Genomic DNA, 13,074 nt, shown 5'->3' with positions numbered 1-13,074 from the left:
CCAAATCGTCCGCATCGAGTGCCATCCAGGAGGCTGCCCCGGTGTTCCGTCGAGTCGCCATCGTCAACCGGGGAGAAGCCGCAATGCGGCTCATCCATGCGGTTCGTGAGTTGAACGCGGAGACCGGGGCCGGGGTCGAAACGGTCGCCCTCTACACCGACGCGGAAAGCGCGGCGACGTTCGTCCGGGAGGCCGACCACACCTACGCTCTCGGTCCGGCGGCGAACCGGCCCTATCTGGATCTCGCGGTGCTGGAGCGCGCGCTGGTGGAGACGGGCGCGGATGCCGCGTGGGTCGGCTGGGGCTTCGTGGCGGAAGATCCCGCGTTCGCCGAGCTGTGCGACAAGCTCGGGGTGACGTTCATCGGCCCGAGCGCCGAAGCCATGCGCACGCTGGGCGACAAGATCGGCGCCAAACAGCTCGCCGAACGGGTCGGCGTGCCGGTGGCGCCGTGGAGCGGCGGCCCGGTGGACGACGTGGCGGCGGCCGTGGCGGCGGGCGGCCGTATCGGGTACCCGCTGATGCTCAAGGCCACCGCGGGCGGTGGCGGCCGCGGCATCCGGGTGGTGCGGAACGAGGCCGAGCTGATCGAGGCGTTCGAGCGCACCTCGGCGGAGGCGAAGCGGGCCTTCGGCTCGGGCGTGGTGTTCCTGGAGCGCCTGGTGACCGGTGCCCGGCACGTCGAGGTGCAGGTCGTCTCGGACGGCGAGACGGCGTGGGCCATCGGGGTGCGGGACTGCTCGGTGCAGCGGCGCAACCAGAAGGTGATCGAGGAGTCGGCGTGCCCGCTGTTGGAGCCGAAGCAGGTCGCCGAGCTGAAGGCGTCCGCGGAGCGGCTGGCGGTGGCGGTCGGTTACCGCGGCGCGGCCACCGTGGAATTCCTGTACCAGCCGGAAGAGCGGCTGTTCGCTTTCCTCGAGGTCAACACCCGCCTGCAGGTCGAGCACCCGATCACCGAGGTGACCACGGGATTCGACCTGGTCAGGGCGCAGCTGCGGATCGCAGCGGGGGAGAAGTTGACCGGCACGCCGCCCGCGGAGTCCGGGCATGCCGTGGAAGCCCGGCTCAACGCCGAGGACCCGGATCGGGACTTCGCCCCCGCCCCCGGACGGGTGGTGCGGCTGGAGCTGCCCGCAGGCCCGGGCGTCCGGGTGGACACCGGCTTCTCCGAAGGCGACGTGATCCCCGCCGACTTCGACTCGATGATCGCCAAGATCATCGCCTACGGCCCGACCAGGGAGATCGCGCTGGCCAGGCTGCGGCGCGCGCTGGCGGAGACCACGGTGATCATCGAGGGCGGCGTCACCAACAAGAGCTTCCTGCTCGATCTGCTCGACCAGGACGCGGTGGTGCGGGCCACGTGCGACACCGGGTGGATCGACCGGGTGCGCGCCGATGGTGGGCTGGTGGCCGACCGGCACGCGGGCGTGGCCCTGGCCGCCGCGGCCATCGAGGCGTACGAGGAGGCCGAGCGCACCGAGCGGCAGCGGTTGCTGTCCACCGCGCACGGCGGCCGCCCGCAGGTGCGGCACGAGGTCGGCCAGGCCATCGATCTGAAACTGCGGGGGAACACCTACCGGCTGCGGGTGGCGCAGGTCGGCTCGCGGCGCTTCCGGGTCGCCGTGGAGTCCGGCAACGGCGAGCAGACGGTGGACGTGGAGGTCGAGCGGTACGACAGCAGCGTGGGCCGGCTGACCGTGAACGGGCGCGGCTTCCGGGTGGTCACCGGCACGCACGGGCCGATCCACCTGGTGGAGGTCGACGGGGTCACCCACCGGATCAGCCGTGACGAGGGCGGCGTGGTGCGCTCCCCGGCACCTGCCCTGGTGGTGGCCACCCCGGTGGCGGCCGGTGCCCAGGTCGACGCGGGCGCGCCGGTGGTCGTGCTGGAGTCGATGAAGATGGAGACGGTGCTGCGCGCACCGTTCGCCGCCACGGTCACCGAGGTGCTGGTTTCCGTCGGCGCGCAGGTGGAGACCGGTGCCCCGCTGCTGCGCATGGAGCCCGTCGGGGACGGGGCGGCCGTGGAGGAGGCCGGCCCGGCAGCGGGGTTGGAGTTCCCGCCCGCACCGCAGCCGGAGATGCGCGAGCGGGCCGAGCAAGCGCTCACCGACCTGCGCAGCACCTTGCTCGGCTACGACGTCGACCCGGCGGACGTCGGCAATCTGCTCGACGCCTACTCCCGCGACCGCGCCGAGCTGGGCCCGTCCGGCCTGCTGGCCGCCGAGATCGACCTGCTGAACCTGTTCGCCGACCTGTCCGAGCTGAGCCGCAACCGGCCGGGCAGCACGGAACCGACCGAGGTGCGGGACCCGAGCATGCCGGGTAGCTGGGTGCACAGCCCACGCGAGTTCTTCCACCGCTACCTGCAGAGCCTGGACACCGAACGGGCCGGGGTGCCGCAGTGGTTCACCGACCGGCTGGCGAAGGTGCTCGCGCACTACGGCGTGCACAGCTTCGAGCGCACCGAGGCGCTGGAGGAGGCGGTGTTCCGCATCTTCCTGGCGCAGCGCCGGGCCGCGTCGGACGTCGCGGTGGTGACCGCCATCCTGCGCCGCTGGCTGGTCGAGCCGCCACCAGGGGAGGACCTGAAGTACGCGGCGGGCGAAGCGCTCGAGCATCTGGTCGAGGCCACCCAGCTGCGTTTCCCAGTGGTCGGCGACCTGGCCAGAAGCGTGGTCTTCCGCTGGTTCGCGCAGCCGCTGCTGCGGCGCAAACGGGCCGAGATCTACGCCGGGGTACGGGCGCACCTGCGGTATTTGGACGCGAATCCGGACGCGCCCGACAGGGCGGAGCGGATAGCCGCCATGGTGGCGTGCCCGGAACCGCTGGTCCGGCTGCTCGGGCAGCGCATCGCCCGGCCAGGTGGCGACGTCGGGCCGCTGCTGGAAGTGATGACGCGGCGCTACTACCGCGAGGTCGAGCTGGACGACCTGCGGGTGGAGACGGTCGATCGGTTCCGGGTGGTGCACGGCCGGTACCGGCTGGACGGCCGGGACCAGCGGGTGGTCGCCACGGCGGCCGATTTCGAGCTGCTGACCAACGCGCTGGCCGCGGCCGAGGTGGAAGCCGGGGACGACCTGGCGGTCGACCTCTACGCGGCGTGGGCGGATCAGCCGGACGACCAGGACGAGCTGGCGGCGGCGGTCCGCGCGGTGCTGGTCCAGGTCGGCTGGCTGCGCCGGGCGGGCCGGATCACGGTCTCGGTGGCCGGCCGCGCCGGGGACGTGCACCATCACCAGTTCACGTTCAACCGCGCCGAGGACGGGTCGCTGGTCGAGGACACCCTCATCCGCGGCATGCACCCGATGGTGGCGCGCAGGTTGCAGCTGCAGCGGCTGGCGCATTTCGACCTGACCAGGCTCCCGTCCGCCGACGAGGACGTCTACCTGTTCAAGTGCGTGGCCAAGCAGAATCCGGCCGACGAGCGGTTGATCGCGATGGCGCAGGTGCGGGACCTGACGCCGCTGCGGGACAGTGACGGCAGGCTGATCACGCTGCCCGCGGCGGAAGGTGCGCTGGCCGCGTGTCTTGCCGCCATCCGCAGCCACCAGGCCGAGCGGTCCGCCAAGAGCAGGCTGGACACCAACCGGGTGCTGATCTACTGCTGGCCGCCGAGCGACCTGAGCCTGGACGAGCTGCGCGGCATGGTGCACCGCGCGGCGCCGTCGACCGCCGGTGCGGGCATCCGCGAGGTGATGTTCGTCGGGCAGCAGCGCAACCCGGACACCGGCGAGCTGAAGCCCGCCGCGCTGCGCATCGCGGCCAAGCCGGGCGCCGGCCTGCTCATCGACATCATCGACCCGCCGACCGAGCCGATCACTCCGCTGGACGACTACGCCCAGCGGGTGCTGCGGGCGAGCCGGCGGGGCACCACGTATCCGTACGAGATCACCGGCATGCTGGCGGGGCCGCACGGCTCCTTCGTCGAGTACGACTTCGACGAGCACGGCGAGCTGGTCCCGGTGGACCGCCCGCCGGGCCAGAACACGGCCGCGATGGTCGTCGGCGTGGTCACCACCCCCACCGAGCGCTACCCGGAGGGCGTCAAGCGGGTGGTGCTGCTGGGCGACCCGACCAAGGCGCTGGGTGCGCTCAGCGAGCCGGAGTGCTCCCGGGTGGTCGCCGCCATCGACCTGGCCGAGCGGATGCGGGTGCCGGTGGAGTGGTTCGCGGTGTCCGCCGGGGCGAAGATCTCGATGGACTCCGGCACGGAGAACCTCGATTGGGTCGGTAGGGCGCTGAACCGCATCGTCCGGTTCACCCAGGCCGGCGGCGAGATCAACGTGGTGGTGGCCGGGATCAACGTCGGCGCGCAGCCGTACTGGAACGCCGAGGCCACCATGCTCATGCACACCAAGGGTGTGCTGGTGATGACGCCGGACTCGGCCATGGTGCTGACCGGCAAGCAGTCGCTGGACTTCTCCGGTGGTGTCTCGGCCGAGGACAACTTCGGCATCGGCGGCTACGACCGGGTGATGGGACCGAACGGTCAGGCGCAGTACTGGGCCAGGAATCTCCCGGCCGCGCGCGACGTGCTCATGGAGCACTACGACCACACGTACGTGATGCCGGGCGAGCGGTGGCCGCGCCGGGCCGCCACGTCCGACCCGCACGACCGGGACATCTCGTCGTTCCCGCACGAGGCGCCGGGCAGCGATTTCCGCACGGTCGGGGACATCTTCTCGGCGGAGGCGAACCCGGACCGGAAGAAGCCGTTCGACATCCGCACGGTGATGCGGGCGGTGGCGGACCAGGACCACCCGCTGCTGGAGCGGTGGGCGGGCATGGCCGACGCCGAGACCGCCGTGGTGACCGACACCCACTTGGGCGGGTACCCGGTGTGCCTGATCGGGATCGAGTCCCGGTCGGTGCCGCGGCGCGGGTTCCCGCCGACCGACGGGCCGGACACCTACACCGCGGGCACGCTGTTCCCGCAGTCGTCGAAGAAGGTCGCGCGTGCCATCAACGCGGCGAGCGGCAATCGTCCGGTGGTCGTCCTGGCCAACCTCAGCGGCTTCGACGGCTCGCCGGAGTCGATGCGCAAGCTGCAGCTGGAGTACGGCGCGGAGATCGGCCGGGCGGTGGTCAACTTCTCCGGTCCGATCGTGTTCTGCGTGATCTCCCGCTATCACGGTGGCGCGTTCGTGGTGTTCTCGAAGGCGCTGAACCCGAACATGCAGGTGCTCGCGGTCGAGGGGTCGTTCGCCTCGGTCATCGGTGGTGCGCCCGCGGCAGCCGTGGTGTTCCCGGGCGAGGTCAACAAGCGCACGGCGGCGGACCCGCGGGTGAAGGACCTGGAAGCCCGGGTGGCCGAGGCCAGCGGGGCCGAGCGGGCGGCGCTGTCCAGCGAGCTGGCGGACCTGCGGGCGTCGGTGCGGGCGGAGAAGCTGAGCGAGGTGGCGGCGGAGTTCGACGCGATCCACAGCATCGAGCGGGCCGTTCGGGTGGGCTCGGTGGACCGGATCATCAAGGCGGAGCGGCTGCGGCCGGAGCTGATCGCCGCGGTGGAGCGGGGTTTGCAGGACCGTTCGTGACGGCCGTGACGGATTCGTCAGCGAGTCCGTCACGAGGGATCGAGGCGCTGGAGGGCTTTCTCGGCGTCTTTGACCGCGCGCATTGCTGCGTCGTAGTCCTGCTGTGCCTGGCGGGCTGCGTCGCGTCGTTTGCGCAGATCGCGTTCGGCCTCGGCCAGCTGTGCTTTCAGGTCTTCGACCTGCTGTTCCGCTTCGGTCGCGGCGTCTTTCGCCTTCGCCAGGGCGGTCTCCGCAGACGATTGTTCCTTGCGCGCGGTCGCCAGCCGGTCCCGCGCTTCGGCCACTTGTCGTTGCCGTGCGTCGTCCGGCTCCTGCTTGCCGTCGTCTTTCCCGGTGGACTTGGCCTCGACCTTCTGGTTCGTGGCGGCGCTCGAGCCGGCCGAGGCGATCATCCACTGGTCGAAGCCAGCCGGGGCGATGGCCGCTGCCAGGCGTCCGGCGGTGACCTGTGCCGCTGCTTCGGGACTTGCCACGGCGGCTTCGAGTGTTTCGACGACCTGGTCCATCACGGCTTGGCTGGGGTTGGCGCCGATGGCTCGCACGCGGTCGGCTACGCGCTGCACGGCCGCTTGCTTGCGCCCGGACAACTCCCGAAGCCGCCGGCCGTCCAGATCGGCGTGGGCCGCGCGCAGCTCGTCACCCAGGCCGATCAGCTCGGTGAGCTCGCCCGGATGTTCGTGCGCCAACCGGTTGACCAACCATGCGGCCAGCGACGGTTTCCGCAGCGCTCCGATGCGCTTGGCCAGTTCCTTGTCGCCGGACTTCCTGGCTTCGGCGACCCGCTGGTTGCGGGTGGTGACGAAGTCCTCGGGCGGGCCGGAATACAGTTCGTCGGCCACCGCATCGAAGTCCATGCCGACCAGTCTCTCGCGGACGGCCGTGCCGCGCGATGCCCGGCAGGTGGCGGGACCCCGCGGCGAATACCGAGGTGTGCCGGGGTGCCGACGTCAACGAACCGGGCGGAAAATCACTAGGGCTCGTCGTCGAAACGCAGCCGCCGGGCCACGACATCGGCGGCGACGTCGGCCAGTGAGCGGTCATTGGCGTACGCGTGGGCGCGCAACCTGGCGAGCGCGGCGGCGAGGCTGACGCCGAGCTGCACGCTGACCATGCCGGTGGCCTGATGGATGACCGAACGGGGCGGGGCGAACAGTTCGTCCAGGGACTTCAAGCGGTGCAGCGGTAGCTCGATGTAGTGGTCCAGTGCCAGCGCCAACGCGGCATCGGCGTAGGCGAGCGCGTCGGAGAACGCGTCGGAACTGAGCAGCCCGGGTCGTTTGCGGTAGATGGTCAGCACGCCGAGTTCCACCACACCGGCTTGCAACGGGAGGGCGACGCAGGCATGTACGCCGCGCTCGCGCGCGATGTCGGAGAAGATGGGCCACCGGGCGGACTGCTCCGCTGCGGTGAGGTCGGCGACCCGGACCAGGTCGTGGCCCGCGATCACGTCGCTGGCGGGGCCTTCGCCCAGGGTGACTTGGCGCTCGTCCAGGTGAGCCGCGAGCGTGTCGGATGCGGCAACGGGCTGTGCCAGGCCGCCTTCGCCGTCGGACATCAGCAGGCCGACCGAGGCGTCGAGCGACTGGGCACAGGCCAGGCAGACATGTCGTGGTGCGACCGGTCGCGCGTCGCGCCGGGCGTGTGCACGAATCGAGGCCCAGATCCGAGCCGCACGGTCACTGGTCACCGGGGCGGGCCGAGAAGTGGCAGGAGTCCGACGGGAAGGGCAGGCCCGGGTTCACATGACCTCCGCAGGAATGCTCGGCGGCTGATCACCGCATCCGTTGTGCTGAGCATGCGGGGGCGAGCCGAGCGCACAGGAGGGCACAAGGTCCCCACTTGCGGGAGATTGTGACCTCCGTCGCCGCGTCGTCCACGCGGCTGGCCGGAGCTCCCGGTGCTACCGAGCTCCGTTCGCTTCTACGCTGGGGCCGTGACCTTCACCGGATTCGGCGAACACGCCATCGACTTCTACGACGGGCTGGTCGCGGACAACTCCAAGGCGTACTGGGAAGACCACCTCGAGATCTACCGGCGGGACGTGCGTGCCCCGATGGAGGCGCTGCTCGCCGAGCTCGAACCCGAGTTCGCCCCGGGGTTCGGCACCGCGAAGGTTTTCCGGCCCTACCGTGACGTGCGGTTCTCCCGGGACAAGACCCCGTACAAGACGCACTGCGGCGCGGTCATCGAACCCGGGCGAGGCGCCGGCGCCTACTACGTGGAGCTCTCGCCGCGCGGCCTCCAGGTCGGTGGCGGCATGTACCACCTGGAGTCCGACCAGCTGGCCCGCTTCCGCCGGGCGGTCGACGACGACCACCACGGGCCCGCCCTGGTGGGGATCCTGGACGAGCTCACCTCCCGTGGGTGGGAAGTGCGGGGTGAGCGGTTGAAGACCCGGCCGCGCGGTTTCGACGACGACCACCCCCGCATCGACCTGCTGAAGCACAAGTCGCTCTGGGTCCGCAAGGAGTGGGAGCCGGACGACACGCTGCACGAGCGCGGCACCCTGACCCGGGTGCGCACCGCATGGCGGGAGCTGCGGGACCTCAACGAGTGGGCCCTCGACCACGTGGGGGTCTCCGAGAAGCCACGCCGCTAGCCCATCACGCAACGAAAGCCCGTGTCGTCGGCGCGGTACCCGGCCGGACTGTCCGCACTCAACGCGGGAAGGCACTGGCTCAGCGGCGTGGCGAACGAGCCGCCCCGGCGCTCGAAACGCCCCGGCGTCCGCTGCGTGGCGCACCACTCCCAGACGTTGCCGCAAAGGTCGTAGATGCCGTAGGGGCTGGCCCCGCGCACGTACCTGCCGACCGGCACCGTGCCGCCGATGCCGCTCTCCCAGACGTTGCACCTGTCCGGCAGCGGCCGGTCACCCCAGGGAAACTGATCACCGAACTGGCCCCGCGCTGCCTTCTCCCACTGCTCGCCGGTCGGCAGCGACTTGCCCGCCCACTCGGCGTAGGCCTTGGCGTCGTGCCAGCTCACCAGCACCACCGGGTGGCTGGCCCGCTCCGGTGGCCAGCCGTCGTCCGTCCAGTGGGCGGGCGGGCGATGCCCGGTCTCCGCCACGAACCGGCCGTACTCGGCGTTGGTGGTCGGGTAGATGTCGATGTAGAAAGTGGGCAGCCAGTCCGGTTCGGCGTCCAGGCCGGCGCGGAACGGGCCGCCGGGCACCAGCGCCATGCGCTTGCCGTCCACCGGGTGCCGGATGATCGGGCTCTCCGCCTCACCGGCGCCGTCCAGCAGCGGCGGGGTGGACATGAAGTCGGCGAACCGCTCCCGCACCTCCGGCGACGAGCGGCGCAGCGCGGTGTCCAGCGCTGCCTGATTGACCGGACGCGGGCTGATGTGCTCCCCGGCGGCCTCCCACTTGGACACCATGCGATCGCTGACCCCCAGGTGCGCGGCGAAGTCGCGAATGCTCATCCGCATGGCGGCACGCAGGGCGCGGACTTCCCGTCCGGTCCAGTGTCGAACCGTTCTCATAGCCCCCTCGACAGTCCTGTCCAGCCAGTAGCCGATCGATGACGTTGCGTTGCTGAGCCGAGTAATAGCACCAGGTCACGGCGGTCATCGGCGATGAACGAGACGTCCCACCGGCAAGTTCGGCGCTAGTTCGGCGTGAGGTCGGCAGGAGTACGATCTGCCCGGCGACGGGCCCCGACGACGGGGCTTCCTTGCGCGCGTGCCGCATAGGGCACGCGACGTGACACGTGAACAACGGTAGCGGTGACGACCGACGTTTTCGGTCTGGTTCGACGTGGCTCGGCGTGCCAGCGCAAGGTTCGTGTGGCGGCGTGCGGCGGTGGGCAGGCGGGCACCTGTTGCGGCGGCCTCGGGGGTTGTCACGTGTCGACGGTCGATTGCGTCCCGTGCGGCACGGCGGACGTGCGTGGGTTGGTGTGGACGCCCGTGGAGGGGTGGGCGCGAGGTTCGTGTGGCGGCGTGCGGCGGCGTACAGACGTGCGCGGTCGCCGCAGCTGCGTGGAGCCGGCGCCATCGCGGTGACCGGGCAGGCGTCGTCTACCACTCCCTACTTCGAGCCGGCGCAACCGGATGACGTCCGGCCTCAGCCATCGCCCGAAGCGCTGGCCCATTGCCGGGTGCGCTCGGTGGCGTCCTTCGGCACCCCCTGACAGCAGGCGCAACAGGCCCCGGTTTGGCCGCGCCGGGAGGCTGGAGGGCCCGGGGTCAGAGGTGGTCGCGAGCGGCCAGTTCGGCGAGCAGTTCCCGGCCGCGCTCGGCATTCCGGGGCAGGCTCAGCACGTCGTACCGTTGCGCGACCAGCTGGCTGGTGGAGATGAAGTCACGCTGGCCACGGGTCGACGCGTAGCCGACGGCGGCGAAGACCATGCCGAACGCCACACCGGACAGCAGGCCGATCAGGATCGGGCCGAAGCCCGCGCCCGGCGAGAAGATCGCCAGCAGCAACCCCACGAACAGCCCGAACCACGCGCCGGACGCGGCGCCCCTGCCGAGCACGCCACCCCAGGTCAGGCGGGCGGCCACCCGCTCGACGAGCATCGGCTCCACCCCGACGATCGTCACGTCGGCCACCGGGAAATCCTTGTCCGCCAGGTAGTCGACGGCGCGCTGGGCTTCCTCGTACGTTTCGTAGGACCCGATGGGCCAGCCGCGTGGCGGAGACGGCGGATTCGCCGGCGACGGGTTCACGAATGCGGTGGTCATCTTGCGTCCTCTTTCTCGAGGGGAGCTCTCAATCTGAGAACGTACGGTGTGGGGGAAAGATCCCCGAACGTGCACAGTTCACAGCTTCCCCTCAGCTCGCTCTCCGGATCAGCCGTTGATCATGGCCTACGAGTATCCCGTGCATGGTGGGCCGGTTTCGCCACGGGGCAATTCGCGGTGCCGCTCGCCCGTCAGTCGGTCGCCTTGTGGCGGCGACGCATCGGGGGAGTGTCGAAATCGATTGCCGCCGCGCCGAAGGCCATCACCAGCAGCACCGCCATCCCGAGTGCGGCGACGGTCCACGTGGCAATGGTGGCCAGCATGGTGACCTCCAGGTCAGCGTGACGTGAGCTCGTCTCCAGGGTCGGATCCCCGGTGGCGCGCGGGAATACGCCAAAGGGATGGAGTTGGCCGGTCGTCCCCCACGCGCACCGCGAAGTCCCCCTTGTGGGTGACGACCCGGTCGGGTGGTGTGGGCGAGGCGGGTCGTCCGGCGTGGTCGCGTGGGGCGGGCCGCGCTGCGCGGAGCCAACCGGGTGCTCGGCCGCTTCCGGCGTGGCCGCGTGGGCGGGCCCGAAACCCTCGGCCGCGGCGACGAAGCCGACCAGCTTCCGGCGTGGTCGCGTGGGGCGGGAGGTGTAGTCCGCGGTGGGTGCAGTGGTGCTCGTGCGCTGACGCCGACGAGGCGGGCTCGGCGGGCTGAAGTCGCGGGCTGTGGTGCGGCGGGTCGAGCTGTCATGGTGGACGGGCTCGCCGGCTGTGGTGCCAGCCTGACGGGCTGTCATGGTGACGTGACGCGCGCTCGCGTGCTGACCCGGATGCGGATGCCGTGTTGGCGCTGTGGGCTGTGGTGCCGGCCGGACGGGAGGCTGTGGTGTCGGCTTGGCGGGGTGTCGTGGTGGGTGGCGTGGGCTGTCATGTCGGTGTGGCGCGTTCGCGTGCCGCCCTGGCGTGGATTTGTCGTGCTGGGTGCTGCGGGCCGTGGTGGCAGTCCGGTGGCGGGCCCGTGCCTGTCATGTCGGTGAGACCCGCATTTTCGTGCCAGCTGGCGTGCATTGGCGGGCTGAGGGCGCTGCGGGTTGTGATGTCGGCTTGGAGAGGTGTCGTGGTGAGCGGCGGCTGTCATGTCGGCGTGGCGCGCATCTTCGTACCGGGTAGGTGTGCAGCTGCGGGCTGAGGAGTGTGGGCTGTCGTGCCGCCGGGCGCGCCCCCGGCCGCACCGTCAGAGCTTGCGCAGCCGCACGCGGGTGATGGAGTGGTCGCTGTCCTTGCGCAGCACCAGTGTCGCGCGCGCCCTGGTGGGCAGGATGTTCTGCAGCAGGTTCGGCTCGTTGATGGTCTTCCAGATGTGTTCCGCCTCGGCCCTGGCGTCCTCGTCGGACAGGCCGGCGAAGTGGTGGAAGTACGACTCCGGGTCGGTGAACGCGGTGTCCCGCAGCTTGAGGAACCGCTCCACGTACCAGCGCTTGATGTCCTCGGTGTGCGCGTCGACGTAGATGGAGAAGTCGAACAGGTCGGACACCGCCAGCCGCGGATGAGGCTGCAGGACGTTGAGCCCTTCCAGAATCAGGATGTCCGGCCGCCGCACCACGTGCTCGACGCCTGGCAGGATGTCGTAGGCCTTGTGCGAGTACACCGGGGCACTGACCGCATCGGCCCCGGACTTGACGTCGGTGACGAACCGCAGCAGCGCACGGCGGTCGTAGGACTCGGGGAAGCCCTTGCGGTGCATGATGCCGCGGCGCATCAGCTCGGCGCGCGGGTAGAGGAACCCGTCGGTGGTGACCAGGTCGACCCGCGGGTGATTGGGCCAGCGGGCGAGCAGGGCGTGCAGGATGCGCGCGGTGGTGGACTTGCCGACCGCGACGCTGCCCGCGATCCCGATGATGAACGGCACTTTGGTGCCGCGGGTGTCCTCGCCGAGGAACGTGGTGGTCGCCTCGTACAGCTGCTGCCTGGCCGAGACCTGCAGGTTGATCAGTCGGGACAACGGCAGGTAGACGTCGGCGACCTCGTCCAGGTCCACTTGTTCGCCGAGGCCGCGCAGCTTGGCCAGCTCCTCGGCGGTCAACGGCAGCGGAGTGGATCGCCGTAGCTCGCGCCACTGCTCGCGATTCAGTTCGACGTACGGGGTCAGCTCACGAACCCTCGCCATCGAAGCCTCCCTTGGCTCCCCGACTCCTGCCGTCTGCGATCGGGCTCGATCAAAACAGGTGGCGCGGCGGAATCGATAGGTGCTGTGACTAACTGCACCTGGGTCCAGTGTCGGTTGACCAGTTCGGTTCCGGCAACCACGGAGGCTGTGACATCGGCCCGGTACCGCCTGCGACCGGGATCACTCGCGCGGGGTGTGAGCGGCGGAGCGGTTCCCGTAGGTGGGGGCGTTGTACTTGCGGGGTCACTCGCGCGCGGCGAACAGCGGGCGCGGATCGAAGGTCACCCGGATCGCGACGATCCGGCCGTCGCGGACCGTGCTCCAGTTCGCGGTAGGGATCGGATCGGCCACCGACGTGTGCAAGTTGAACCACGTCAGCACGTCGTCGCCGGACACGAATCGCTTGTGCACCTCGATGTCGGTGACGATCTCCGACATCTTGCGCAGCCCCTCCACACAGGCCTCGGCGCCCTGCAACTGCGCAAGCGGACCGTTGAACGTGACGTCGTCGGCCAGCACCGCGCGCACGGCGGCGAAATCCTTCGCCGCCCAGCCGGCGAAGTACTGCTCTGCTGCTTGCTCGGCAGCGGTGGGCATGAACACACCTCCTCCACGCGTTCTGCCTGATGGTGGCACCGGGCACCGACAATTTCCGGCATTCGCGGACCGATCCGGGAAAGCCGGGAACAACTG

The 13,074-nt window shown here is 70.5% G+C and carries 9 protein-coding genes; 2 read left to right on the top strand and 7 right to left on the bottom strand.

Annotation, left to right across the window (positions count from 1 at the left end):
* Positions 1 to 41: 41 nt before the first annotated feature.
* Positions 42 to 5,537: an ATP-binding protein gene (locus tag CXP56_RS07815; protein ID WP_028848302.1), complete on the top strand. Its 5,496-nt coding sequence runs from the start codon at positions 42 to 44 to the stop codon at positions 5,535 to 5,537.
* A 29-nt stretch (positions 5,538 to 5,566) separates the two neighbouring features.
* On the opposite strand, the gene CXP56_RS07810 is transcribed toward CXP56_RS07815, so the two are convergent.
* Both CXP56_RS07810 and CXP56_RS07805 read right to left on the bottom strand, forming a co-directional pair.
* Positions 5,567 to 6,391, bottom strand: a complete 825-nt coding sequence (locus CXP56_RS07810; RefSeq protein ID WP_286900596.1) for a hypothetical protein — start codon at positions 6,389 to 6,391, stop codon at positions 5,567 to 5,569.
* A 116-nt stretch (positions 6,392 to 6,507) separates the two neighbouring features.
* The gene (locus tag CXP56_RS07805) at positions 6,508 to 7,224 is read right to left on the bottom strand and encodes an ANTAR domain-containing protein (protein WP_028848303.1); all 717 of its coding nucleotides are present in this window, start codon (positions 7,222 to 7,224) and stop codon (positions 6,508 to 6,510) included.
* 246 nt (positions 7,225 to 7,470) lie between these two features.
* Here CXP56_RS07805 and CXP56_RS07800 point away from each other — a divergent pair, with 246 nt between their 5' ends.
* The gene (locus CXP56_RS07800; protein ID WP_028848304.1) at positions 7,471 to 8,136 is read left to right on the top strand and encodes a DUF2461 domain-containing protein; all 666 of its coding nucleotides are present in this window, start codon (positions 7,471 to 7,473) and stop codon (positions 8,134 to 8,136) included.
* Here CXP56_RS07800 and CXP56_RS07795 read toward each other — a convergent pair.
* From CXP56_RS07795 to CXP56_RS07775, 5 genes are all read right to left on the bottom strand, one after another.
* Entirely contained in the window at positions 8,133 to 9,023 is an 891-nt protein-coding gene (locus CXP56_RS07795) for an SUMF1/EgtB/PvdO family nonheme iron enzyme (protein WP_028848305.1), read from the bottom strand. The genes CXP56_RS07800 and CXP56_RS07795 overlap by 4 nt on opposite strands.
* A 705-nt stretch (positions 9,024 to 9,728) precedes the next feature.
* Positions 9,729 to 10,226 (bottom strand): YflT domain-containing protein, encoded by a 498-nt coding sequence (locus CXP56_RS07790; RefSeq protein ID WP_028848306.1) that lies wholly within the window; start codon positions 10,224 to 10,226, stop codon positions 9,729 to 9,731.
* A 191-nt stretch (positions 10,227 to 10,417) separates the two neighbouring features.
* Positions 10,418 to 10,549, bottom strand: a complete 132-nt coding sequence (locus tag CXP56_RS07785) for a hypothetical protein (RefSeq protein ID WP_286900595.1) — start codon at positions 10,547 to 10,549, stop codon at positions 10,418 to 10,420.
* An 899-nt stretch (positions 10,550 to 11,448) separates the two neighbouring features.
* The gene (gene coaA / locus CXP56_RS07780; protein WP_028848307.1) at positions 11,449 to 12,381 is read right to left on the bottom strand and encodes a type I pantothenate kinase; all 933 of its coding nucleotides are present in this window, start codon (positions 12,379 to 12,381) and stop codon (positions 11,449 to 11,451) included.
* 243 nt (positions 12,382 to 12,624) lie between these two features.
* Positions 12,625 to 12,978, bottom strand: a complete 354-nt coding sequence (locus CXP56_RS07775) for a nuclear transport factor 2 family protein (protein ID WP_028848308.1) — start codon at positions 12,976 to 12,978, stop codon at positions 12,625 to 12,627.
* Positions 12,979 to 13,074: the final 96 nt, after the last annotated feature.

This window comes from Thermocrispum sp., assembly GCF_002919275.1.
Lineage (GTDB): Bacteria > Actinomycetota > Actinomycetes > Mycobacteriales > Pseudonocardiaceae > Thermocrispum > Thermocrispum agreste.
Note: the sequence above shows the minus strand (reverse complement) of the source record. Positions and strands in the feature narration are given on the sequence as shown.